The 24578-nt window shown below is 58.0% G+C and carries 26 protein-coding genes; 4 read left to right on the forward strand and 22 right to left on the reverse strand.

The window, feature by feature from the left end; translation table 11 throughout:
- Nucleotides 1–83: 83 nt before the first annotated feature.
- From D9K61_RS19320 to D9K61_RS19330, 3 genes are all read left to right on the forward strand, one after another.
- The gene (locus D9K61_RS19320; protein ID WP_120634817.1) at nt 84–473 is read left to right on the forward strand and encodes a hypothetical protein; all 390 of its coding nucleotides are present in this window, start codon (nt 84–86) and stop codon (nt 471–473) included.
- Nucleotides 474–536: 63 nt separating this feature from the next.
- Nucleotides 537–1919 (forward strand): M17 family metallopeptidase, encoded by a 1383-nt coding sequence (locus tag D9K61_RS19325; RefSeq protein WP_120634818.1) that lies wholly within the window; start codon nt 537–539, stop codon nt 1917–1919.
- A complete protein-coding gene (locus D9K61_RS19330; RefSeq protein ID WP_120634819.1) occupies nt 1916–2653 on the forward strand; it encodes a C40 family peptidase in 738 nt (245 codons plus the stop codon). Before D9K61_RS19325 ends, D9K61_RS19330 begins: the two co-directional genes overlap by 4 nt.
- On the opposite strand, the gene D9K61_RS19335 is transcribed toward D9K61_RS19330, so the two are convergent.
- From D9K61_RS19335 to D9K61_RS19345, 3 genes are all read right to left on the reverse strand, one after another.
- Nucleotides 2650–3000 (reverse strand): DUF2794 domain-containing protein, encoded by a 351-nt coding sequence (locus D9K61_RS19335; protein WP_120634873.1) that lies wholly within the window; start codon nt 2998–3000, stop codon nt 2650–2652. The genes D9K61_RS19330 and D9K61_RS19335 overlap by 4 nt on opposite strands.
- 73 nt (nt 3001–3073) lie before the next feature.
- Entirely contained in the window at nt 3074–4738 is a 1665-nt protein-coding gene (locus D9K61_RS19340) for an iron ABC transporter permease (protein ID WP_120634874.1), read from the reverse strand.
- A gap of 80 nt (nt 4739–4818) precedes the next feature.
- Nucleotides 4819–5130, reverse strand: a complete 312-nt coding sequence (locus D9K61_RS19345) for a YciI family protein (RefSeq protein WP_120634820.1) — start codon at nt 5128–5130, stop codon at nt 4819–4821.
- Between the two features lie 84 nt (nt 5131–5214).
- On the opposite strand from D9K61_RS19345, the gene D9K61_RS19350 reads away from it, so the two are divergent.
- Nucleotides 5215–6108, forward strand: coding sequence for a LysR family transcriptional regulator (locus D9K61_RS19350; RefSeq protein WP_120634821.1), 894 nt, complete (start codon nt 5215–5217; stop codon nt 6106–6108).
- Here the strand turns inward: D9K61_RS19350 and D9K61_RS19355 are convergent.
- The 19 genes from D9K61_RS19355 to D9K61_RS19440 all read right to left on the reverse strand — a co-directional run bounded on the left by D9K61_RS19355 (nt 6099) and on the right by D9K61_RS19440 (nt 24574).
- Nucleotides 6099–7316 (reverse strand): phenylacetate--CoA ligase family protein, encoded by a 1218-nt coding sequence (locus D9K61_RS19355; protein WP_120634875.1) that lies wholly within the window; start codon nt 7314–7316, stop codon nt 6099–6101. The two genes, D9K61_RS19350 and D9K61_RS19355, sit on opposite strands and share 10 nt — an antisense overlap.
- Before the next feature lie 19 nt (nt 7317–7335).
- Nucleotides 7336–8169 carry an ABC transporter ATP-binding protein gene (locus D9K61_RS19360; protein ID WP_120634822.1) on the reverse strand — a complete coding sequence of 278 codons (834 nt, stop codon included), beginning with the start codon at nt 8167–8169 and terminating at the stop codon, nt 7336–7338.
- Between the two features lie 70 nt (nt 8170–8239).
- Nucleotides 8240–9523, reverse strand: coding sequence for an ABC transporter substrate-binding protein (locus D9K61_RS19365; protein WP_120634823.1), 1284 nt, complete (start codon nt 9521–9523; stop codon nt 8240–8242).
- Between the two features lie 75 nt (nt 9524–9598).
- The gene (locus D9K61_RS19370) at nt 9599–10675 is read right to left on the reverse strand and encodes a branched-chain amino acid ABC transporter permease (protein ID WP_120634824.1); all 1077 of its coding nucleotides are present in this window, start codon (nt 10673–10675) and stop codon (nt 9599–9601) included.
- Nucleotides 10676–10678: 3 nt separating this feature from the next.
- Entirely contained in the window at nt 10679–10936 is a 258-nt protein-coding gene (locus D9K61_RS19375) for a hypothetical protein (RefSeq protein ID WP_120634825.1), read from the reverse strand.
- Nucleotides 10933–11187 (reverse strand): hypothetical protein, encoded by a 255-nt coding sequence (locus tag D9K61_RS19380; RefSeq protein ID WP_120634826.1) that lies wholly within the window; start codon nt 11185–11187, stop codon nt 10933–10935. Before D9K61_RS19380 ends, D9K61_RS19375 begins: the two co-directional genes overlap by 4 nt.
- Nucleotides 11188–12174: a branched-chain amino acid ABC transporter permease gene (locus D9K61_RS19385; RefSeq protein ID WP_120634827.1), complete on the reverse strand. Its 987-nt coding sequence runs from the start codon at nt 12172–12174 to the stop codon at nt 11188–11190.
- Nucleotides 12174–12827, reverse strand: coding sequence for a hypothetical protein (locus tag D9K61_RS19390; protein WP_120634828.1), 654 nt, complete (start codon nt 12825–12827; stop codon nt 12174–12176). Before D9K61_RS19390 ends, D9K61_RS19385 begins: the two co-directional genes overlap by 1 nt.
- Nucleotides 12820–13638, reverse strand: coding sequence for an ABC transporter ATP-binding protein (locus D9K61_RS19395; RefSeq protein ID WP_120634829.1), 819 nt, complete (start codon nt 13636–13638; stop codon nt 12820–12822). The genes D9K61_RS19390 and D9K61_RS19395 overlap by 8 nt, the downstream gene beginning before the upstream one ends.
- 78 nt (nt 13639–13716) lie before the next feature.
- Nucleotides 13717–15660, reverse strand: a complete 1944-nt coding sequence (locus tag D9K61_RS19400) for an AMP-binding protein (RefSeq protein ID WP_174235117.1) — start codon at nt 15658–15660, stop codon at nt 13717–13719.
- Nucleotides 15661–16074: 414 nt separating this feature from the next.
- Nucleotides 16075–16467: a VOC family protein gene (locus D9K61_RS19405; RefSeq protein WP_120634830.1), complete on the reverse strand. Its 393-nt coding sequence runs from the start codon at nt 16465–16467 to the stop codon at nt 16075–16077.
- Complete coding sequence (locus D9K61_RS19410) at nt 16464–16772, reverse strand: helix-turn-helix transcriptional regulator (RefSeq protein ID WP_120634831.1); 309 nt, start codon at nt 16770–16772, stop codon at nt 16464–16466. The genes D9K61_RS19405 and D9K61_RS19410 overlap by 4 nt, the downstream gene beginning before the upstream one ends.
- A gap of 191 nt (nt 16773–16963) precedes the next feature.
- A complete protein-coding gene (locus tag D9K61_RS27040; protein WP_162946747.1) occupies nt 16964–17182 on the reverse strand; it encodes a hypothetical protein in 219 nt (72 codons plus the stop codon).
- A complete protein-coding gene (locus D9K61_RS19415) occupies nt 17179–18381 on the reverse strand; it encodes an IS91 family transposase (RefSeq protein ID WP_120634832.1) in 1203 nt (400 codons plus the stop codon). The genes D9K61_RS27040 and D9K61_RS19415 overlap by 4 nt, the downstream gene beginning before the upstream one ends.
- Before the next feature lie 10 nt (nt 18382–18391).
- Nucleotides 18392–19264, reverse strand: a complete 873-nt coding sequence (locus tag D9K61_RS19420; protein ID WP_120634833.1) for a site-specific integrase — start codon at nt 19262–19264, stop codon at nt 18392–18394.
- A gap of 575 nt (nt 19265–19839) precedes the next feature.
- Complete coding sequence (locus tag D9K61_RS19425; RefSeq protein WP_120634834.1) at nt 19840–21033, reverse strand: IS91 family transposase; 1194 nt, start codon at nt 21031–21033, stop codon at nt 19840–19842.
- Nucleotides 21034–21045: 12 nt separating this feature from the next.
- Nucleotides 21046–21933 (reverse strand): site-specific integrase, encoded by an 888-nt coding sequence (locus D9K61_RS19430; protein WP_120634835.1) that lies wholly within the window; start codon nt 21931–21933, stop codon nt 21046–21048.
- A gap of 428 nt (nt 21934–22361) precedes the next feature.
- Nucleotides 22362–23291, reverse strand: a complete 930-nt coding sequence (locus D9K61_RS19435) for an ornithine cyclodeaminase family protein (protein ID WP_120634836.1) — start codon at nt 23289–23291, stop codon at nt 22362–22364.
- An 11-nt stretch (nt 23292–23302) separates the two neighbouring features.
- Nucleotides 23303–24574, reverse strand: coding sequence for an FAD-dependent oxidoreductase (locus D9K61_RS19440; RefSeq protein ID WP_120634837.1), 1272 nt, complete (start codon nt 24572–24574; stop codon nt 23303–23305).
- Nucleotides 24575–24578 lie beyond the last annotated feature (4 nt).

Genomic DNA, 24578 nt, shown 5'->3' on the forward strand with positions numbered 1-24578 from the left:
CCATTATCCGGCTTCACTGCAAGGTTTTGCAAAGGAAATCATCGCCAATATCGAACCCGCGCCGTGGGGGCGTAAAAACTAGGGTGAATGTGGTGGATAAGATTATCACACTTGAACACAAGGAATCCGTGCGCGTCGATCCGGATCGACTGAGCGGTCTGTACCGGCAGCTGGGCGACAAGAACGCGTTGGACGTGCTGTGTCGAACGGTGGAAGAACTGGCGGTGCGGTTGTCGAATTGCGAACGCTTCTGGCGACAACGTGACTGGGCCGGGCTGCGCAAATGCGCCAAGTCGCTGGTCGCAATATCCGAACAGATCGGATTGATGGCGCTCGCCCGGGTTGCCGGCGATGTAGCCCACTCGGTTGACGCAGGCGACGTGGTGGCAACAGGCGCGACACTGGGCCGATTGATCCGGGTGGGCGAACGATCGCTAACGGCCATCTGGGATCAACAAGACCTTTCCGTCTGACGGGGGTTGCAGGCGGATCACGGGTGATTAGTCTGGGCGCGGATTGAACCAACCGAGACGCCCATGACACTGTCCTTTATCCCGCCCTCAGACTCTTCGCTACCGCTGCACGTGATCGCGCAACCTGATCTGGAAGGCTGGTTACAGGATCAGCCCGAGCTGGTGCAATCATGGATCGCAGCAAACGGGTTTACCGGCGCTATGGGCCAGGTTCTGCTGGTGCCTGGCGCAAATGGCGCAGCCGAGATGGCCGTTGCAGGGTACGGATCCAAAGCCAAGAGAGCACGTAAACGCTTCCCTCTGGCTGCAGCGGCCGAAGCGCTGCCAGAGGGCGCTTATCGAATTGCGTCCGGTATACCAGCAGACCAGTTGGAAACAGAATGTCTAGGATGGCTGATGATCGGCTATGCCTTTGATCGCTATGCCAAACAATCTGCCAGCACAGCGGGTTTGGTTGCCCCGGATGGCATTGATGCCAAACGGATCGAGATACTCGCCAATGCCGAAGCGTTGACACGTGATCTGGTCAATACGCCTGCTTCCGATATGGGACCTGACCATTTGCAAGCGGCGGTCGAAGCTTTGGCCGACGAGTTTGGCGCGACCTGCAATGTGATCCTTGACCAAGCGCTGCTGGACCAGAAGTTCCCAATGATCCATGCGGTGGGGCGTTCGGCGACGCAGGTGCCGCGCCTTATCGACATGAGCTGGGGCGCAAACGGACCGAAGCTGACGCTGGTGGGGAAAGGCGTGTGCTTTGACACAGGCGGTCTGAACCTGAAACCGGGTGCGTCGATGGGCCTAATGAAAAAGGACATGGGCGGAGCAGCCAATGTTCTGGGGTTGGCCCATATGATCATGGCGTTGGAGCTGCCCGTGCAATTGCGGGTACTAATCCCTGCAGTCGAAAACTCTGTCGCAGGAGATGCATTCCGCCCGGGGGATATCCTGACCTCGCGCAAGGGCCTGACGGTCGAGATCAACAACACCGATGCCGAAGGACGCTTGGTATTGGCGGATGCACTGGCCCTGGCTGATGAAGGAAATCCGGATCTGGTGATCTCGATGGCGACACTGACAGGCGCAGCGCGTGTTGCAGTCGGCCCCGATCTGGCACCGTTCTATACCGATGACGACGCGATGGCCGGGGCGTTGTCCCAGGCGGCAAAACCGGCCGCTGATCCGGTTTGGCGCATGCCGTTTCACGATCCTTACGAGGCGATGATCGAACCCAGAATTGCCGATCTGGACAATGCGCCATCGGGCGGGTTTGCTGGCTCGATCACCGCTGCACTGTTTTTGCGCCGATTTGTCGGAGACAGCCGCTATATGCATTTCGACATCTATGCGTGGCAGCCCAGCAAAGCCCCGGGGCGTAGCAAAGGCGGGTTGGGCCAAGGCCCACGCGCGATACTGACCGCATTGCCTGAGATTTTGGCCCTGTGAGCCGTCAACGCATCATACACCCGGTCGTCGACTTGTTGCGGGCACCCGACGGACCACGTGATCGCCAGTTGTTGTATGGTGATACCGTCCAAGTGGTTGAGGATACAAACGGATGGAGCAGGGTCACGTCGGACAAAGACAGTTATCCCGGCTGGGTTGCCTCAGAATATCTGGGACCGACGCTGTCAGAGACCCATTGTATCACCGTACCCGCGACGCATGCTTACAATCAGGCGGACATGAAGAGCCGCGATCTGACGTCCCTGAGTTATGGCAGTAAAGTAAAGATGTTGTCGACACAGAACGGTTTTTTGGAAACCGAATTGGGCTTCATTCCCGCCGTTCACTGCGCACCGATTGCGGAAAAAGCAACCGATCCCGTGGCTGTTGCCGAGCTGTTTCTAGGTTCGCCCTACCTGTGGGGAGGCAACAGCCGGTTCGGGCTGGATTGTTCCGGGCTGGTGCAGGTTGGCTTACTGGCCTGTGGCATTGCCTGCCCCGGTGACAGCGGTGAACAAGAACGTGAATTGGGCGCGTCGGTACCAGATGGAACGCCCGCAAAACGCGGTGATCTATTGTTCTGGAAAGGGCATGTCGCCTGGGTGTCCGGGCCCAACTCGCTGCTTCACGCCAACGCCCATCATATGGCGGTCGCATTCGAGCCGATGGATCAGGCCATTGCCAGAATTCAGGCACAAGGCGACGGCCCGGTAACCGCGCATAAACGGCTTTAGTCCGTACTGACAGACCGGATCAATTTACGCTCTAACACCCGCAGAACGGTCCGCAGATCATGCCCGCGTTTCAGGATGCGGCCATCCATCCCGACAACGGAATACATTCCCTGCTTGGATCGCAGGCGCGGGTCTTTCTCGACCCGGTAAATCGGATGTTCCGCCGTGCGCCGAAAGATCGAGAAAATTGCCATGTCGCGCAGGTTTGAAATACCATAGTCCCGCCATTCTCCGGCGGCGACCATGCGGCCATATACCGATAAAATCTGAGACATCTCTCGCCGGTCAAAGGCCACCGGCATCTGGGCCGGGCTTGCAGAGAACCGGCTAGGAGGCTGCATATTCATACCACCAGCCTTGCCGGAAAATGCGATTGAATCAAGCCTGATGGGCCAGGTCGCAGTATTTCGATTGAAGGTGTTACCGACGACCAACCTGACGACAAATCAGGATCACGGGCAGCAAGCCGACTGCCAGAATGACCAGCGACGGCACAGCAGCCCCTTCAAGACGTTCGTCAGAGGCCAGCCGGTAGGCCTGTACCGCCAGCGTATCAAAGTTGAACGGGCGCATGATCAATGTCGCGGGCAGCTCTTTCATCACATCGACAAATACGATCAACAGGGCTGTTAGCAACGAAGGGGTCAGGATGGGCAAATGCACCCGTCGCAACGTGCCCAGTGGTGATTGCCCCAATGATCGCGCAGCCGCATCCATATTCGCGTGAATCGTGCTTTGTCCGCCTTCATAAGCGCTGAGCGCGGCCGCGAGAAATCGCACCATATAGGCCGCGACCAACAGCCAGATCGATCCGGTGACCAGCAATCCGGTCGACACATCAAACGTGCTGCGCATCCAGGCATCCAGCGCGTTGTCGAACCCGGCAAAGGGAACGATCAGGCCCACCGCAATGACGCCGCCTGGCACGGCATAGCCCAAGCGCGCAATATAGGCGGCCGCCGATGATACACGCCCTGGTCTGAGGCGTTGAAAAAACCCGATGCAGATGGCCGCAGAAACTGTAGCGACAGCGGCAGTACCCGCCAGAATCAAAGAGTTCTGGATGAAGCCCAGATAGCGTCGCGACAGGAGGTTCTGTTCTGAATGCAGGCCCATTTCGACCAGCACGATCACCGGCAGAATAAACCCGAGCAGAACCGGTATAGCACAGAGCGTAAATGCCCCGACCGCGTGCCAACCCGTCAGTTGAGCCGCCGGCTGCGCCACGTGTTGTTTACCCGCGTGATAGTATTTTGCCTTGCCGCGCTGGCTGCGCTCAGTAACGGCCATGACCAATGCAAATGCCAACAGCCCCAGCGCCAGCTGCGCCGCCGCCGCGCGATCCGCCATTGAAAACCAGCTGGTGTAGATCCCGGTGGCAAAGGTCTGAACACCGAAATAGGACACCGTGCCGAAATCGGCGATGGTTTCCATCACCGCCAACAGCACGCCCCCTGCAATCGCCGGACGCGCCATGGGAAGCGAGATGCGTTTGAAGGCCAGCCATGGGTTGTTGCCCAGCGCCCGCGCGGCCAGAAACGCCGTAGCGCTTTGTTGCAGGAACGCAGCGCGGGCCAGCAGGTAGACATATGGGTAGAGGACAAGGATCAGCATCACGGCCGCGCCCTCGGTCGAGCGGATCTCGGGGAACCAATAGTCGCGCGGGCCCCATCCGGTGATGTCTCGCAAGGTCGACTGAACGATGCCGGGGTGATCCAGAATAAAGGTATAGGCATAGGCCAGAACGTAAGCCGGAAAGGCCAGTGGCAGGATCAAAACAATTTCAAGAAACCGGACCCCAGGGAAACGCGTCATCGTCACCAGCCAAGCGGCACCGGTTCCGATACAGAAAGTCCCCACCGCCACCAATGCCACAAGGATCAGCGTGGTCACGGTATAGCGGGGCAACACGGTTTGCATCAGATGCGAGATTGTGTCTGTTCCACCCGTCAAAGCCGCCAGAACCACGGCCACCATGGGCAACAGGCAAACGGCAGCCACACCATAGGATACCCCAGCCAAAAGCCGAGTGCCCCGTGCGCCGCGATTGCGTGATCCGTTTTCTGAGTATTCGATCTGGGCCATTCGTCCTGTTTGCATTGGCGCGCCTCATGCGCCTTGCCTTAATCGACCAATTTCGTCGGAATTTCCAGCGCCAATGCGCCTCAGGTCGGGTCGCGAGGTCGCAGCAATGACAGGTTCTCAAAGACAACCTTCCAGTGCAAAATGTCGTAAGATGCACGCAGACCAGTGGGCCAAAACGGGTCTTGCCGTATCAATTGATCGATCGCTGCCAGATCGCTATCACCCACCAGCCAGATGCCGCCAGCGCCTGCCCCGGTGTTATCGAACAGCGGCCCTGCGGCGGCGATTTTGTCTTCATTCGCCTGTAAGAAGTTCAGGTGCTCAGCCATGTGGGCGCGACGAATATCAGCATCAGCGTGGGGATTGTCTTTGAAAAGGATAATATGTGTCATGCGTGTCCTCCGGTTGCATGTAGGCACATTGAGCCCGCAGAGATGCTGATTGAATGCGGAAGTTGTCCATCTTAACCTGCAAAAATGCCGGACATGAATTGGGACGACCTTCGATATCTGATTGCGCTACACCGCCGGGGCAGCTTTGCCGCCGCCTCGGCAGAGTTGGGCCAGGATGAAACAACGGTCGCGCGCCGGGTTCGCAGGCTGGAACATGCACTGTCAGCCCAGCTGTTGTTTCGAGATACGGCAGGAAAACAACGACTTACCGAGCTTGCCGAAAGGCTGGTTGCCCGTGCCATGCATATGGAAACCGAAACCCGCCACATGACCGAGCTGGTTGGTATGGATCAACGCAGCCTAGCCGGGACTGTTCGGGTAACGGCTGTTCCTGTTGTCGTTGACCGGATATTGGTGCCCGCTTTTCCCGGGTTTCAGCAACGCTATCCTGACATCACCCTAGAACTGGTGCCGGAAGGCAGAAACCTAAGCCTTACCCGCCGCGAGGCGGATCTTGCATTGCGATTGGGTCCGCCCAAAACAGGCGGGTCTGATACCCTTGCGCAGCGCATCGGCTGGCTGGAGTTTGGCCTCTACAGATCGTCGATCACATCAACACCGGGCAAACCGCCGCAATGGATCCTGTACGACACAGCACATGCCTATCTGGAGCAGGCGAAATGGATGAGCGCGCAATCTGACCCGCATTCGACAACCACTCTACGCGTGGCGGATCTGAATACCGCTATCGAAGCCGTCGCCCATGATTTGGGGCAGAGTCTGTTGCCAGTTGCAGCCGGCCAAAACGATGTCCGATTGCACCAGATTAAGACGCCGCCCACAGCAGATACCCCAAGACGCCCGGTTTGGTTGCTGTCCCACAAGGACCAAAGCCATCTGCAGGCGATTCAGGCGGTGAAGGGCTGGCTGTCGAACCTCAGCTGGGGCGCATCAGGTCAAATGCAGGATCATTCGTAAACACGCTGATCCTCGATCACGAGACCGTCTTTGGGAAGGCTGCCCGGGGCCACGACCTCGACCGCGCCTTTAAGTTTCAGCACTTCGGCCACCGATTTGGCATAGGCTATGTCATCCCCGCCCGGGCTTTCAATCTGGACCGTCATCGTATCCATTTCGCCCTGACGGGCCGCAATGACTCGGGCTTTGACGATCTCGTCATGCTTGCCGACCAGCGCAGCAACCTGTTCCGGGCGCACAAACATGCCCTTGATCTTGGTGGTCTGATCGGCACGCCCCATCCAGCCTTTGATGCGCATATTGGTGCGCCCACAGGGTGATTGGCCGGGCAGCATCGCCGACAGGTCACCGGTCGCAAACCTGATCAATGGGTAATCAGGGTTGAGCGATGTCACGACAACCTCACCAACCTCACCCGGCGCTACCGGGATTCCGGTTCCGGGGGTCACGATCTCGATGATAACATGCTCATCAATGATCATCCCCTCCATCGCGGCGCTTTCATAGGCGATGTTGCCCAGATCAGCTGTGGCGTAACATTGCAGGCACGAGATCCCCCGGTCGGCATAGTCCTGACGCAGGGATGGGAACAGTGCGCCACCGCCAACGGCCGCTTTGGAGAAGTTCAGGGCCACGCCCATGTCATCGGCCTTGTCCAAAATCACCTTCAGGTAATCTGGCGTTCCTGCATAAGCCGTGCAGCCAATGTCGCGCGCAGCCGTCACCTGCAACTCGGTCTGTCCGGTTCCTGCTGGTAAAACAGACGCGCCAACCGCACGGGCGCCGCTTTCAAAGATCATGCCGGCCGGCGTCAGGTGATAGCCAAAGCAGTTCTGGACGATATCCGCCGGCCCAACACCCGCAGCGTGCAGAAAACGCCCCATCCGCCACCAGTCATGATCAGTGCTGCCCGGTTCATAGATCGGTCCGGGCGATTGAAACACATGGTGAAAATTCCGCGCCGGTTTCACTGTAAACCCGCCAAAGGGCGGGCGTTCGGCCTGTGCACGGCTTAGGTCTGACTTGCGCAAGACAGGCAATACAGGAAGATTGTCCGCCGATTCCACGGCATTGAGGTCTGTATCAGCAAGATGCACTGCAAAAGCCGGGGCCGAGGTTACTCGCTTAAGCTGCTCGCGCAGCGCCACGGCCTGATCAGAGGCGCGTTCGTCCGCCGAGCGCGTTTCGAGAGCGTCGAAATAAGTCATCGCCATATCCTCCATTCCCTCACAACCACCTTTTGCGGCGACGATAAGACCGCACGTCACGAAAGCTTTTGCGGCCTTCGTCGGACACCCCAAGATAGAATTCCTTCACATCCGGATTTTCGCGCAGTTCGGCAGCCGGGCCATCCATCACCACGCGCCCGGATTCCAGGATATATCCATAATGGGCAAATCGCAGCGCGACGTTGGTGTTCTGTTCGGCCAGCAGGAAGGACACGCCCTCTTTTTCATTCAGATCTTTGACGATGCTGAAAATCTCTTCGACCAGTTGCGGCGCCAAACCCATCGAGGGTTCGTCCAGCAGAATGGTTTCGGGTCGTGACATCAGCGCACGGCCCATCGCCACCATTTGTTGCTCACCGCCCGAGGTATAGCCCGCCTGAGAGCGGCGCCGTTCTTTGAGGCGGGGGAAATACGTATAAACCAGTTCCAGATCCTGCTGGATCGCAGCGTTGCCGTCCTTGCGCGTATAGGCACCGGTCAGCAGGTTTTCTTCAACTGTCAGATGCTCGAAACAGTGGCGGCCCTCCATCACCTGGATCACGCCTTTTTCCACCAGATCGGCCGGGTCGCTTTCATGCACGCTGGTCCCGCGATACTTGATCGAGCCTTTGGTGACTTCGCCACGTTCGGAATGCAGCAGGTTCGACACCGCTTTCAGCGTCGTTGTCTTGCCCGCGCCATTGCCACCCAGCAGCGCGGTGATACCGCCCTTGGGCACATTCAGGCTGACGCCTTTCAGCACAAGGATCACGTGGTTGTAGATCACCTCGATATTGTTGACTTCCAGCAGGGTTTCCGCCTGCACGTCAGTGGTGTGTGCCGCATCCAGCATCAGCGCATATCCTCGTGCCTGTGTCGGGTTCGGGGCGGCAGTCAGCCGCCGCCCCGTATGGTTTGGCGCTTTAGTTGCAGCGCGATTCGATCTTGTTTTCCGCCGCATATGCTGCGGAATCTTCATCGATCAGGCCACCAATCACGTCGCCATCTGTTGCTTTAAAGTCCGAAATCAGCGTCCAGGTCTTGTTCGCTGCATCCCACTGGGTCACACCCACCAGAGCGTCACCACCGTGGTTTTCACATGAGACCGAGAAGGTCGGACCGAAGTTGGGCAGGCCCAGTTCAGCCATCTTAGCTTCGGACATCTCAAGCGCTTCCATACCGTCACGCATTTCTGCGGGGGTAATATCGGCATTGCCGGAAATTTCCTGTGCTTTCTTGATGGCTTCAGCGGCCAGAACAGCAGCATAAAGACCACGGTTATACAGAACCGTGCCAACCTGATCGCCCGCGCCAGCGGCTTTGCCAGCATCGACCACGTGCTTTTGCAGATCGTCAAAGACCGGGAAATCTGTGCCGACATTGTGGAACGTCAACGCCTTGTAGCCATTGGCCGCTTCACCCGCTGGCAGCACGTCGTTTTCCGAACCTGACCACCAGATACCGATGAAATTTTCCATCGGGAAACGGATGTTGGCAGCTTCCTGCACGGCAACCTGGTTCATTACGCCCCAGCCCCACATCAGGACATAATCCGGCTTGTCACGACGGATTTGCAGCCACTGGGATTTCTGTTCCTGACCCGGATGGTCGACCGGCAGGGCTACCAGTTCGAACCCGTGCTTCTTGGACAGCTCTTCCAGCGTGCGGATGGGTTCCTTGCCGTAGGCCGAGTTGTGGTAGACCAGCGCGATTTTCTTACCGCTCAGATCTCCTCCGTTTTCCTCAAGCAGATAGTTCACTGCGCCCGAGGCTCCGTCCCAGTAGTTGGCCGGATAGTTGAACGTATGGCTGAACACATCGCCGTTCTTGGCCGAGGTCCGGCCATACCCCATCGTGTGCAGCGGGATTCCGTCTGCGGTCACCTTTGGGATCAGCTGGTAGGTTATCCCGGTCGACAGCGGTTGATACACCAACGCGCCTTCGCCTTTAGTTGCCTCATAGCATTCCACACCTTTTTCGGTGTTATAGCCGGTCTCGCATTCGACCATACGGATCGGGACACCGCCAATACCACCGTCGCGCTCGTTCAGCAGGGTGAAATAGTCGTTATAGCCATCCGAGAACGGGATACCGCCAGCCGCATAAGGCCCGGTGCGATAGCTGAGATCGGGGATCACAAGATCCGCGACAGCGGGTCCTGCGGCCATCAGGGCGCTCAGCGCCATGGTTGCCAGTTTAGTCTTCATCGGGTGTCTCCTCCCTTGATTGATCCGATGTTGTCTTCGGGCTTGCCGCCCGTCTTTTTGATTGGGCCTGCCCCGCTAGTGGGGGAACGGCCAGAGTCTGAGTTTCTCTTTCGCGACGCGCCACAGCTGCGCCAGCCCGTGCGGCTCGAGGATCAGGAACATGACGATCAGGGCGCCGACGATCACAAGCTGCAGGTGCGCCACGATATCCGTGGGCCAGCCCAGAACATCGACACCGACAACTTTCAGGACCACCGGCAGCAGCACAAGAAACGCAGCCCCGGCAAAGGATCCAAAGATCGACCCCAGCCCGCCAATGATCACCATGAACAGCACCAGGAACGATTTCTGGATGCCAAACACCTCACCCACCTCGACCGCGCCAAGGTAAACGGCAAAGAACAACGCACCGGCAATCCCGACAAAGAACGAACTGACAGCAAAGGCGGTGAGTTTTGCCTTCAGCGGGTTCACCCCGATGATCTCGGCCGCGATATCCATGTCGCGGATGGCCATCCAGGTGCGCCCGGTTGTGCCACGGGTCAGGTTGCGTGCAAGGACCGCACATAAGGCCAGAAAAATCAGGCAGAACAAATAGGTCGCCCAGGCCGGAGCATTCGGGCCGGTGATGATAATGCCAAACACATCCCGCTCGGGCGCGTTGATCTGGCCCGAGGCAGAGTAGTTGTAGAACCACGGCACCCGGTTGAAGAGCCAGACCAGAAAGAACTGCGCCGCCAGTGTGGCCACCGCCAGATAAAAGCCCTTGATCCGCAAGGACGGCAAACCAAACAGCACGCCAACGACGGCCGTTATCCCCCCGGCCAGCAGCACATGGATGAACATGCTGACATCCGGAAAGGCTGTCATCAGCTTATAGCAGGCATAGGCCCCTACAGCCATGAACCCGCCAGTACCAAGGCTGACCTGCCCGCAATACCCAACCAGAATATTCAGCCCGATCGCCGCGATGGCATAGATCAGAAACGGCAACAGCAGCGCATTGGCCCAATAGTCGTTGATGATGAACGGGATGATACCAAAGGCCACCGCCAGCACGACATAATACCGATACCGATCGAACTTGATCGGGAAAGTCTGGCTGTCATCTGTATAGGAGGTTTTGAAATCCCCGGCCTCACGATAGAACATGTCTTACTTTCCCCATTCTTCCTGCGCCCGGTTCCGGGTCGCGGCATCCAGCTGTTTCGACCCTTTGGCGTAACCGCTTGCCTCGGTGACACGCACCAGTTTCATGTAGGCCATGACGCCCGTCACCAACCCGGCAAAGGCCAGAACCGCAGCGATCACCAACTGGCTGTCGCTGAGATCATCCGTCGTCAGAGCGATGTACCCAAAAGCCCAGAACCCCGCCCAAGCAATCACGTTGATGACGGCGATCATGTTGGTCATGCTGCGGCCCCACGACTTCTGACGTTCAACCAGTGTACAACCGCAGCCATTGCTGCGTAGAAGAACAATGAATCCATCGCTCGCATGTACCCGATGTACAGAAGCATTCTCATCTCCCACTCGGTGTCGCCGATTATTGCCATGCCCGAACCAGACATGCTGACTTCGAAACATTCGCCAAGCGTTCGTGCAAACCCGTACACCAGCAAGGCGATGGGTAGCGATTTGAAGATGGGTTCCAGCTTATCCATTTAGACTCTCTCGATAATTTTCTCACCAAAGAGACCTTGCGGCCGGAACACCAGAAATATCAACGCCAAAACATAGGCGAACCAATTCTCGGTCGCGCCGCCCACCAACGGACCGATGGCAAACTCGAACAGCTTCTCGCCCACTCCAATGATCAGCCCACCAACGATGGCGCCGGGGATCGAGGTGAACCCACCCAGCATCAGAACCGGCAGCGCCTTGAGCGCGATCAGCGACAGCGAGAACTGAACGCCTGACTTGGTGCCCCACATGATGCCCGCGACCAACGCCACGAAACCGGCAACCGACCAGACCATGATCCAGATGAAGTTCAGCGAGATGCCCACTGACAGCGCCGCCTGATGGTCATCCGCCACAGCGCGCATCGCCCGGCCCTGCTTGGTATACTGGCTGAACATCACCAGCGCGGCCACCAGTAGCGCGGCAATCACAGTCGCCACGACATCGAGATTGTCGATGAAGAAGCCGTACCCAAAGATGTTAAACGTCGTCTCGTCCAGCCACAGGTTGATGCCCTGCGGCAGACCGACATCCAGCGTTTTGATCTCGGACCCCCACATCAGATCAGCCACGCCTTCGAGGAAATACGCCAGGCCGATCGTCGCCATGAACAGGATGATCGGTTCCTGCCCGACCAGATGGCGCATGACAAATCGCTGCACCGCCCAGGCCAGAACGACCATTACACCCATGGTCAAAAGGATCGCCACCAGCGCCGGCACGTTCCATCCGAAATAGTGGATATGGGTCCCAAAGGTCGCGTTGATCAGATGCGCAAACGGCACCTGACCGTTCATGATTCCAACCAACGTCATCGCCGCAAACAGGGCCATAACCCCTTGCGCATAATTGAAAATCCCCGAGGCCTTGTAGATCAGCACAAACCCCAGCGCGACCAGAGCATACAGCACCCCGGCCATCAGACCGTTGAGGATGACCTCCATCGCAAAAACGAGTTGTTCAGGCATTATTCGCACTCCTCCGGCCACAGCAGGCAAGCCTGTTTGGTCTTGTCGATTTTCGTCATAGATATCTGTAGAACGCCGAGATCGGGTCTTTCGTATCCGCGCAGTTCACCATACCAACCGGTCACTTTGATGAACTCGTCTTTGAACGGGCGAACCGCCCATCCAGTCGACTCATCGCGATACTTTTGCAATAAACCTTTGCCACCGCGCACCGCCCGATAGCCTCGGTAAGAGCTAGTTTCATCCAAGAATTGTCGAGCCCAAAGCTCCTCGAAACTTCTCATACCTCTGGAATCCAAGGCGACCAACTTGCATTCGGTCGTCATGGGCGAAGCAATAAGAACGGGCGTTATGCCGTTCGCCAACCAGAACGTATATAGCTCAGTATCTTGGACGGAGTTCCTTCCTAAGGTGTATTTCAAGACATCGCGTAACTGCTGGTATTGTGGGCCCTCAAGCTTCTGAAGACGCGCGCGAATTGAGGTGTGTCCATGCTCAATTTGTGGTGCGCAAACTTCTTCGATTGCAGACTGATACGAGTTGAACTGAGCGTAGGTTTCAGAACTACTTGTGCTGGGCAAAACCATCAATGACAACGCCGCCGCAAGTCGCTTCAATAGAAGCGATTTCGGAAGCTGGCGCACCTTAGTCATGCGACACACCCAGATAAGCGTCGATGACTTCCTGATTGTTGCGCACCTCGTCCGGCGTGCCGTCGCCGATCTTGCGCCCGTAATCCATCACAACTACGCGGTCGCTCAGGTCCATCACCACGCCCATGTCGTGTTCGATCAGGGCGATGGTGGTGCCGAATTCGTCATTCACATCCAGGACAAATCGGCTCATGTCCTCTTTCTCTTCTACATTCATGCCCGCCATCGGCTCATCCAGCAGCAAAAGCTTGGGTTCAGCCGCCAGGGCGCGCGCCAGTTCGACGCGCTTTTTCAGGCCGTAAGGCAGACGTGACACCGGCGTCTTGCGGATGTGCTGGATTTCCAGAAAGTCGATGATCTTTTCAACGGCTTCGCGGTTCTCGGTCTCTTCCGCTTCGGCCTTACCTTTCCACATCGCCTGCTGAAAAATGTTGGTCTTCATGTAGTTCAAGCGCCCGGTCATGACGTTGTCCAGAACACTCATGCCTTCGAACAAGGCGATGTTCTGGAACGTCCGGGCAATGCCCTGGCGCGCGACCTCATAGGGACGCATTTGCGGGCGTGGGGCCCCGTGGAACCAGACCTCACCCTCTTGCGGGACATAAAACCCCGAAATCACATTCAGCATCGAGGACTTGCCGGCCCCGTTTGGACCAATAATGGCACGAATCTCGCCTTCGCGAATGTCGAACGAGATATCCTTGATCGCCACCACGCCGCCGAACCGCAGGGTGATGTTCTTCATCTCCATCACCACACCGCCGATCTTGCGGCCATCCTCGGTGACATATCCATCAACTGCATCAAGCATGTGTGGCTCCTTGAACTACACGAAAACGGGACGGGGGGCGGGGCGATGACCGCAGGTCGAGCGGCGTACGTTCGACCCTCATTCCGCCGCGACCTTGTGCTGTGTTGCCGCGACAACCGGCGCATCAACGATTTCAAGCGTTGCGCTGATCGAACCCTTGCGGCCGTCCTCATACGTAACTTCTGTGGTGGTCGAGACGGAGTTCGAACCGTCATACAAAGCCGCGATGATATCCGCGTACTTATCTTCGACAAATCCACGGCGCACTTTACGGGTGCGGGTGATTTCACCATCATCCGCGTCCAGCTCTTTATGCAGCACCACAAAGCGATGCACCTGACAGCCCGACAACATTTCGTCGGCAGCGACGGATTTGTTCACCTCTTCCACGTGGGACTTTATCGTCTCTAACACACGGGGATTGGCGGTCAGTTCCTGATAAGACGCATAGGCAATGTTGTTGCGTTCCGCCCAATTGCCGACCGCGGTCAGGTCAATATTGATGAAAGCGACACAGCGATCTTTGCCGTTTCCAAACAGCACAACTTCCAGAATATCGGGATAGAACTTCAGCTTGTTCTCGACATATTTCGGCGCGAACATCGAACCATCGGCCATTTTGCCAACATCCTTGGCCCGGTCGATGATGCGCAGATGGCCCGATCCCTCTTCTATGAAACCGGCATCACCCGTCGCGACCCAACCCTCAGCATCCTTGGTCGAAGCCGTGGAATCAGGGTTCTTGAAATACTCCACGAACACACCCGGCGAGCGGTAGTAGATCTCGCCTGTGTCATCGATCTTCAGCTCGACATCCGGCGCTGGCACGCCGACCGTGTCGGCCCGCACTTCGCCATCCGGCTGGACAGTGATGAATACTGTGGCTTCGGTCTGGCCATAAAGTTGTTTCAGGTTGATGCCCAAAGACCGGTAGAAATCAAAGATTTCCGGCCCGATGGCTTCACCCGCCGTATAACCGACGCGAAAACGCCCGTAACCTAAAGTATCTTTGAGCGGCCCATAGACCAGCATATTACCCAGCGCGTATTTCAGGCGATCACCGAAGCCAACCGGCTTGCCATCCAGCAAAAGTCCACCAACTTTCTTGGCGTGCGCCATGAAATGGTGGAACATCCGCTGCTTCAGCTTGCCCGCGTCTTCCATGCGGATCGTCACGTTGGTCAGCTGAGTTTCGAACACGCGGGGCGGGGCAAAGAAATAAGTCGGCCCGATCTCACGCAGATCGGTCATCATGGTTTCCGCACTCTCGGGGCAGTTCACGCAGAACCCACACCAGTAAGCCTGACCGATAGAGAAGATGAAATCGCCGACCCACGCCATCGGTAGATAAGACAGGATGTCTTCGTCTCGCTTGAGATGATCGAAATCCGCCGAGTTCTTGGCGCTTTCTATCACATTGCGGTTCGACAGCACCACGCCCTTGGGCTTGCCTGTTGTGCCCGAGGTATAAAGCATGACGCAGGTATCGTCATAGGTGATCGCAGAAACGCGCTTATCCAGTTCCGCATCAAAGCGGGCGTGACCTGCATTGCCCTCAGCCATGATGTCATCAAGCGCATTCATCTGAGCGTGGTCGTATTTCCGCATCCCGCGCTTATCGGTGTATAGGATGTGTTTGATCTGGCTCAGGTTTTCCTGAATTTCGATGACTTTATCGACCTGCTCCTGATCACCGCAAACGACGTACTTCGCGCCGCAATGCTCCATCACATAGGCCATCTCTTCGGCCACGGCATCCTGATAGAGCGGCACCGGAACCGCGCCCACCATCTGTGCAGCCACCATCGACCAGTAGTGCGCCGGGCGGTTGCGCCCGATCACGGCGATATGGTCACCCTTCTCGACGCCAATTTCCAGAAAACCCAAAGCAATCGATCGAACCTCGGCAGATGTCTCAGCCCAGCTCCAGCACTGCCAGATCCCGAATTCCTTTTCACGGTACGCCGGGGCATCCCTGAACTGTGCCGCATTGCGATGTAGCAGCGCCGGAAGAGAGTGCATCCCTTCAGCGCCCAACTGCGTCTGAGCCAATCTTTCTCTCCTCCCCATCCGGACCTGCGGTGGGCCGGAAACGGCGGACCCGGAACACAGCCCGGACGCCAGTGCCCCGATTAGGGACAGCTGCACCATCAGCGTCAACTTTTTCCTGATGTTTTCTCAATTCTTACGAATTGTAACAAGCATGGAGAGGCGGTCTTTCGGGTTCAATAGAACGTACAACTCGCAAAACTCTGGGACTATGCGAAACATCGGTCTGCCTTGGGCGTGATGCCACGCGTCGGCAGTAGGGTTGATGAAGTCGAAAAAAGGTCATCGATACCAGGCGGATCGAATGTCTCGTTCGAGCCCGAACTCCCAGAGCTGCATGTTGGCCGAACCGCAGCTTCAATACCGCTCGGCCAATTATTGTGGTCGTTAGGCGGCTTTCATCTGGATCAACTGAATCAGGTTGCCACAGGTGTCATCAAAAACAGCCATGTGTACTGCGCCCGCATCCATTGGTTCGGTGGTGAACTCCACGCCTCGGTCGGTCAGCTTCTTCCACTCGGCATCGAGATCTTGCACCTGAAATGAATGGGCGGCGATACCATCGGCAACGATTGCCTCCTTAAACGGTTTCGTGGCCGGGTGGTCGCTTGGTTCAAGCAGCAACTCTGTCCCGTCCGGGTCTTCTCCAGAAACAACCGTCAGCCAACGGTTGGCGCCCAATGGAATATTGTGTTTTACCTTGAAGCCGAGCACTTCCGTATAGAATTTTTCGGCCTTGTCTTGGTCGTCAACAAAGACGCTTGTGACATAGATTTTCATGTCTTGGTTCCTTTCGGTTTGTACTTCGTGAGCCATGATGCCGCCACGATGTCGTCTTCGCTGACGCTCAAAGAATGCGCCTTTGTTCGCCCTTTCCATTTGATCTCAATCAGCCCTGCTTTTTCTAAAACAGCGAGATGCTGGGAGACCGTCTGTCGGGACAAAGCAATTCCATCCTCTGCAACCGAAGCCGCGCACACCTCGAACAACGATTGAGCTGGCCTTTTGCTCAAATGGTCGATGATGCGACGACGGGTGCTGTCTGAAAGAGCCTTGAAAATTAAGTCGAGTTGGTCGTCTATCATGCGCTCTATATGCAGTAAGATTACAGCATGTCAAGTGCAGTAGTTTTGCTGCATAACTGCCCGGCGCCGAAAAGCGGACGTCACTGGCTAGCATACAAACGGCAGCAAAGTCTAAGGTTTGTGGCTGCTGTCAGCGTGAGCTGCAGCGGCGATAAATCTGACAAGGAGGAAAGCGCGGGCGGCTTTCGCTGCTATGGGGATAGTGGCTCGAGGCTTGGTTGGCGGATGCCATGACGCTTGAGGCTGACGACACCGATCCGTGCCGGCCAGCTGATCTTTCTGGGCCCATGCCGCGGGATCGTCATTTTGCTGTTGCCATTGGCCTGCTGCAACGTGGGTTTCGGTGGAGTGGCCGCAACGACTGGTCCGGTGCCTGCTGATGGTGGAACCAGGTGTGAGGGCTGGATCATGCGGCATCCTCCCAGGGTGGCGCGCGGGATCGCGGGGTCTGACCGCGGGTGAAGGTCTCGATGACCACCATGGCGCCGCCGCATTTCGGGCAAGGCTGAAGCTGGTCGTCTTCGTCAGCGCCGGTGAGCGGAGGTTCGTGGGCCATTTGATCCGGCTTTGGTTCGCTGTCGAGCAAGCGCCTGATCATTGCGATCCTGTCACGACGGATGCCGTTGGCGAGGAAGCCCGCATGGCGGATGCGGTGGAAGCCCGACGGCAGGACGTGGATCAGGAAGCGGCGGATGAACTCCGCCGTTGGCAGGCGCATGACCTTCATGCGATCGCCTTTCTTGATCCGGTAGTCCTTCCACCGGAAGGCCACGGTGTCGGCATCTGCGCTGACGAGGCGGTGGTTCGAGATCGCGACGCGGTGGATGTAGCGGCTGAGGTAGGCCAGTACGGCTTCGGGGCCGCCGAAGGATGGCTTGGCATAGACGACCCAGTCGGATTTGCGCAGCGGCGCGAGAAGGGCCTGGAAGGTATCCGGGTTGGCCAACTCCGACAGATCGCCGAAGAAGCGCAGCTTCCCCGCCTGGTGCAACCTCGCCAACCCTTCGAGGAACAGACGCCGGAACAGCCGAGACAGAACCTTCACCGGAAGAAAGAACCCCGGGCGGCAGCCGATCCATCGCGTGCCATCTGGTGACATTCCTCCGCCTGGCACGATCACGTGCACATGCGGGTGGTGCGTCATCGCCGAGCCCCAGGTATGGAGCACCGATGTCATGCCGATGCGGGCGCCCAGATGCTTTGGGTCGGCCGCGATGGTCAGAAGGGTCCGGGCCGATGCCGTGAACAAGAGACCGTAGACCGCCGCCTTGTTCTGGTACGCGATGTCGGTGATCTGCGACGGCAAGGTGAAGACCACGTGGAAGTATTCCACCGGCAGCAAGTCCTCCATGCGCGCCTGCATCCAGTCCTGTGCCGCGCTGCCTTGGCACTTCGGGCAATGCCGGTTCCGGCACGAGTTGTAGGCGATGTGTTGGTGTCCGCACTTGGTGCAGGCCGCAACGTGCCCGCCGAGTGCAGCGGTGCGGCAGGTCTCGATCGCGGACATCACCTTCAACTGCGGCAGGTTCAGATGCCGGGAATGCGCGCGGCGATAGGCAGGACCATGGGCGCGGAAGATATCCGCGACCTCCAGTCTGGGGTAGGACATTGGACCGGGGTCAGCCGGACCCAGCCTCCCGCCTCACCAGCAGATCAAGCGGGCTGGTCACATCCCGGATCGTCTTGGTCGCCACCTTTGTATAAACTGTAGTGGTTTCCAGCTTGGCGTGACCCAGCAGCACCTGGATCACCCGGATATCCGTCCCGCCCTCCAGGAGGTGCGTCGCGAAGCTGTGACGTAGCGTGTGGGGCGAGACCTTCTTCCTGATCTCGGCGAAGTCGCAGGCGACGCCAAACGCGCGGTTGAACTGCCGGGTCGAGATCGGGTTGACCCGGTTGCGACCGGGAAAGAGCCAGCCTGCGGGCCGGGCTTCACGGTAATAATCACGCAGGAGCTCCAACAGGCTTGGCGACAACATCACATGGCGATCCTTGCGGCCCTTACCCTGGTCGACCCGGATCAGCATCCGGTCGCTGTCGATATCGCCGACCTTGAGGTGCGTGACTTCACTCGCCCTCAACCCGCCGCCATAGGCCACGCTGAAGGCAGCTCGGTACCGCAAACCCGGCCCGGGTGCCGTTTCGAGGATACGCGCAACCTCCTCGGCGCTCAGCACAACGGGGATCTTCTTGGCCGCCCGCTGGTAGCGCATATGCCGCTTCATCTCCGGGCGCGGGCATGTCGTCGCAAAGAAGAAGCTCAGCACCGTCAGCCGGTTGTTGAACGTGGGCGCTCCCACACTCCGCTCCTTCATGTCAAGTTGGAACGCCCTGAGCTCTTCCGGTGTCGCTGTGTCCGGCGAGTGCCCGAGAAACCGCGTGAAGTCGCGCATCGCCCGCAGGTACATCGTCTGCGTCTTGGGCTGCAGCCCCTTGATCCGCATGTCTTCGAGAAAACGCTGGCGCAGCGCAGGCACATACTGGTCCGTCATCGGAACCTCCTGTCATCAGATTGAGAAGGTCCCAATCGTCAGACAGGCGCGCCCATCTACAAAATCGTAGCGTCCATTTAGTGTGCATCACTCGCCACAAGCGCCAATACCGCGAGAGCGGTTTCGTCCTTGTTGCGCATAGCAGTCCTTGCGTTGACAAAAATGCTGCGGCTTGCACGAATGGCAGCAATGCGAATACCGCTGTGCGGCGCCGGAGGGAGCGGCGAGAGTCCGGTATGGTGAAGATTTTTCGATGCGGGCCGGGGTGCGACGGTGCGGATTGGCGCTCGGGCGGCCCGCGTTGGAAAATCTCCCAAGGTGGAAGCCGCGGGGGGCTGTCGATGTCTATGGGGATTGTTTGCGGGCGATCGAATGGACCGTTGTTTCTGCGGATCGGTTTGTGCCTTGGTGAGCGGCATTCGGAGGTTTCACCTTGCGTGTTGTAGCTTTGAGTGGGCCCCATGTCGCGAGCATCGCTGCCTTTTCGGATCGCGGCATCAACTCAGCACGTCCTGACCGATCCGGTACAGCTTGGTGCTGCCGGTATGTGCGCACTGTGGGGGACGGGCATTCGGTCATGCGGCCTGCTCCCGTGGCGGCGCGCGCGACATTGGTTTTTGCCCGCGCCGGAAGATTTCGACAACGCGCATGTTGCCGCCGCAGCAAGGGCATGGTTCGCGTAAGGAGAGCGGGGCAAGCTCGGTTCGTTCCTGCGCTTCCAGTTCGGGTAAGCGCTGCCCGAGTAGGCCGCGGATGCGGGCGATCTTTGCCTTCCGTGTTGCGCTGGCCAGAAGGCCGTAATGGCGAATGCGATGGAAGCCATCGGGTAGGACGTGCATGAGAAAGCGGCGGATGAACTCAGGCGTGGCGAGACTCATGATCTTCTGCCGGTCACCACGCTTGATCCTGTAGTCTTTCCAGCAGAATGCGACGGTGTTGGCATCCGCACTGACCAATCGATGGTTCGAGATGGCCACACGATAGGTATACCGGCTGAGATAAGCCAGTACCGCCTCCGGCCCGCCGAAAGGCGGTTTGGCGTAGACCACCCATTCGGTCCTACGGAACGGGGCGAGCCATTTGGTGAAGGCGGCGGTGTCGGTCAGTTCTTCGTGATCACCGAAGAAGGTAAGGGCACCCTCCTGGTGCAGCGCCAATAGTCCTTCAATGAACAGGCGTCGGAACAAGCGCGACAGCACCCGGACGGGTAGGAAGAACCCTGGCCGGCAGGAAACCCACCTTGTGCCGTCTGGCGACAGTCCGCCGCCGGGCACGATCATGTGGATGTGCGGATGATGGGTGAGTGCCGCGCCCCAGGTGTGCAGCACGCTGGTCATGCCGACGCGGGCACCAAGGCGCTTCGGGTCAGCGGCGAGGGCCGCCACGGTCTCGGCCGAGGCGCGGAACAGCAGACCGTAGACGGCCCGCTTGTTCCAGTAGGCGATCCGGGCGATCTCCGCCGGCAGGGTGAAGACCACGTGGAAATACTCCACGGGCAACAGATCCTCGGCGCGGGCGGCCATCCAGTCGCGTGCCGTCGGCCCTTGGCATTTGGGACAGTGCCGATTTTTGCAGGAATTATACGCAATGTGACGGTGATCGCATTTGGTGCAGGCAGCCACATGCCCGCCGAGCGCCTCGGTCCGGCAGGCTTCTATTGCCGACATCACCTTGAGTTGGGAGAGGCTGACATGCCCAGCATTGGCCCGCCGCCACGCGGGGCCATACCTTCGGAATATGTCAGCAATCTCCAGCTTTAGACGGGGCAAGACCCCGGTGAATCACTCCAGGCTTCGCCGCAAGGTCTGATCCTGCAGATTGGCCAACATCTCGTAGGGGCTGACGGTGTCCTTGATCGTCTTGGTGGCGACATGGGTGTATTGCGCCGTGGTCGTCAGTTTGGCGTGGCCCAGCAAGACCTGAATGACCCGGACATCCGTGTTCGCCTCAAGCAGGTGGGTCGCAAAGCTGTGCCGAAGCGTGTGCAGCGTGGCGGGCTTGCTGATCCCGGCCATGTGTTTTGCCGAGGTGAACGCGCGATTCAACTGACGAGACGAGATCGGGTTGATCTTGGGTTTACCCGGGAACAGCCAGCCCTCTGGTCGCGCCTCTTTCCAGTACTCCCGCAGCAGGCCCAGCAATCCCGGCGACAGCATGACCTTGCGATCCTTGCCGCCCTTGCCCTGATCGACATGGATCAGCATCCGATTGCTGTCGATGTCGCTGATCTTGAGGTTGCAGACCTCCGAAGCACGCAGCCCTGCGCCGTAAGAAATACTGAGCGCGGCCCGATACTTCAGCCCCGGTCCTGGCGTCGCCATCAACAGGTCGGAAACCTCCTGTACGCTGAACACCATCGGCAGCTTCTTGGGCTGGGTCTTGAACTGCATGAACCGCTTCATGTCCTCACGACCGCAGGTGATGCCGAAAAAGAACCGCAAGGCCACGATCCGCGTGTTGAAAGTCGAGGGCGTTACCCCGGTATCGGTCATGTGCAGTTGATAGGCGCGCAATTCCTCAGGCGTAGCTGTATCCGGCGGATGCCCGAGAAACGTAACGAAATCCTTGATTGCTCTGATGTGCGACTTCTGAGCTTTGTCGCCCATCCCCCGGATGCGCATGTCCTCCATCATCCGCGCACGCAGCGGGCTCATCTTCTCCTCTGTCATCGGAACCTCCTGTCATCAGATTGAGAAACCTCAATCGTCAGACAGGTCAGCGAGACCGCAAAATGCGGGCCTCATGGGATGCGCGCAACATCAGCCAAATGCGCCATTGCCGCGCGAGCGGCTTAGTCCATGGGCTCGGAGCCGTCATTCGAGATTGATGAGAAGGCACCCAACCCCGACAATTTATCCACGGCCCTTCGCCGACGTTCAGCTGATCAATTTACTGGCCATGTAAATTCTAAAACGGTCATACGGATGTTTGACCTGGCTGTTTGTGCCACCTGTCTACTTTCCAGTTTGCGCATGCGGGCACAGAGGCTTCGTCGTTGCCAACGACACTTATTTTGGGAACCGCCACAGAGGAATTGGCCTGATCTGAACCCAAATTATCCAAAGGCGCGCGATTGGCGAGTGACAGCTTTTCAGATTTATAATCGGCTCACTAGGAAACCTGCGATCATCAAATCAAGATGCGCACCACCCCCATTTTTAAACACTGTGACGTCCTGTGCACTTTGGCGGCTCGGGTGTATTCCGTTAACAAGTTCATAGAGATCTCCCTTCACCGCATCTGCAGTGATCAGCCCTTGCGCGATTGGGATTTTCAATTCGCCAATATGGTCAATTGTCGTATCCCGGCTGTCCACAAACAGAGAGCCCATTGAAATCAAAGTATCGTCAGCCTCACGCATGTCAGCTTTGAACGCGCCAATCAGGTCGACATGTGTGCCGGGCCTAACCCATTCGCCTTTGAGGATAGGCGCGCGGGCCATCGTCGCTGTCGAGACGATGTCAGCGGTGGCTGTGGCTTCAGCCAGATTCGGTGCCACAAAGACCTCAATGTCGTGCTTAGCAAACTCATGGACCAAAGCCGCTGACGCCTCGCTCCGGCGAGACCAGATACCGATACGCTTCAGCGAAGGCATGACGGCGCTGTAGGCTTTGACCAGGCTGCGCGCGACCGTGCCTGCGCCTACGATCAGAAGTGTCTCACTGTCCGGCCGAGCAAGAAGGGTCGCACCTAGGACGGAGTCTGCGGCGGTTTTAATCTCGGTAACAAGTTTGCTTTCGATAATAGCTATGAGTTGGCCATGATCTGGCTCGAACACCAGCATGGCCCCCTGGACCGTGGGGAGGCCAGCCTCTGAATTCTTGTCAAACACGGTGACCGATTTCATGCCATAGCCAAGCTCCGGGATATAGGCCCCGCGACTAAGCAGTGTTTCATCGGCGGGACCAAGAAAGACGTCGTCAACTTGCGCGCGCGGCAGCGTATGACCCTCCCGCAGGGCGACAACGGCGTCGGGCCAGGCAAAGCGGGAGGCCACATCGTTGTAGGTGATGGTTTTTGGTATCATGATCCAATTCCTTAGATGTTTTCGAGCCAGCTCGCAGCGGCAGATACTCCGTCGATCTCGGCAGATTGACCGGTAATGCGGGCGGCGATCAAATCTGCACAGCCCGCCGCCATTACCCAACCCAGCTGACCGTGCCCTGCATTGACCCAAAGATTTTCGAATGCGCGGATGCGCCCAAGATAGGGTGGGCCCGCAGGTGTGCTGGGGCGCAAACCGGTCCAGTATTCAGCGCTGTCCGCATCCACGGCGTCGCCAAAAGTACGGGCGACATAGTCACGCAACATGTCGGTGCGATCCGCAGGCAGCGACATGTCGTGCCCCGCGAACTCTGCGAGTGCCGTGACACGCAATTGACCGCTATAGGAGGCAACGGCCATCAACTCGGTTTCGTCCACCAACGGCAACGTCGGAATGCGGGCTTCGTCCTGAATGGACCAGGTCCCCGAATACCCCTTCACAGGATAAATGTTCGGGGTGAACCCCAGCGGTCGCGTCAGCTTCGGAGTTTCCACGCCAGTCGCCAAAAGGACGGCTTCGCAGGAGATCGTGCCTTTGTCGGTCTCTACCGCTTCAATCTTACCGTTGCTTTGCGTGAACCCAGTTACGCTCGTTTCGAATTGAAAGGTCACGCCAAAGCGCTTGGACAACGCTTCGGCCACACGCACGGCGAAGTCGCGGCAATTGCCGACCGAGTCTGTCGTGCAAAAGAGCCCACCGGCGAATTGATCGGCGCAACCAGCGAGGCTGGGCTCTTTCGCGATCAGAGCCTTGCGATCAAGAACCTGAATGTCGCTACCAGCGGTCTGTTTCAACGCGCCAGTGTAGGCTGCAAATTCGGTCTCGTCGCGAAACAAATAGAGCCCGCCGTCATGGCGCAGCTCTGACGTTAGACCCAGATCCGCCTCTATGTCTTTGCTAAGCTCCCGGCTAAACCGGCTGAGCCGTTGAAGTTTCTCGGTGTTGGAAAGATGGGCCTTGTGGCTGCAGTGCCCCAGGAAGGCTATTCCCCATCGCCACAGCGCGGGGTCCATCAGTCGCGTTACCTTGATCCCGGGTTCGCGGCCCAATAAAGCGCGTGCGATGGACCAGATCGCACCAGGACCCGCCCATGCCTTGGCGTGACCAACCGCCAGAATTCCGGCATTTCCAAAGCTGCAAACTTGCGCAGGCTTAAGCGCCCGGTCAACGATAAGTACCAATTTGCCCTGTTTTGCCAAAGCATAGGCTGCCAGCACGCCTACAATCCCCGCGCCAATCACGACGATTGGTGGTTTGGAAACCATCACG

Source organism: Ruegeria sp. EL01 (assembly GCF_900313035.1).
GTDB lineage: Bacteria > Pseudomonadota > Alphaproteobacteria > Rhodobacterales > Rhodobacteraceae > Ruegeria.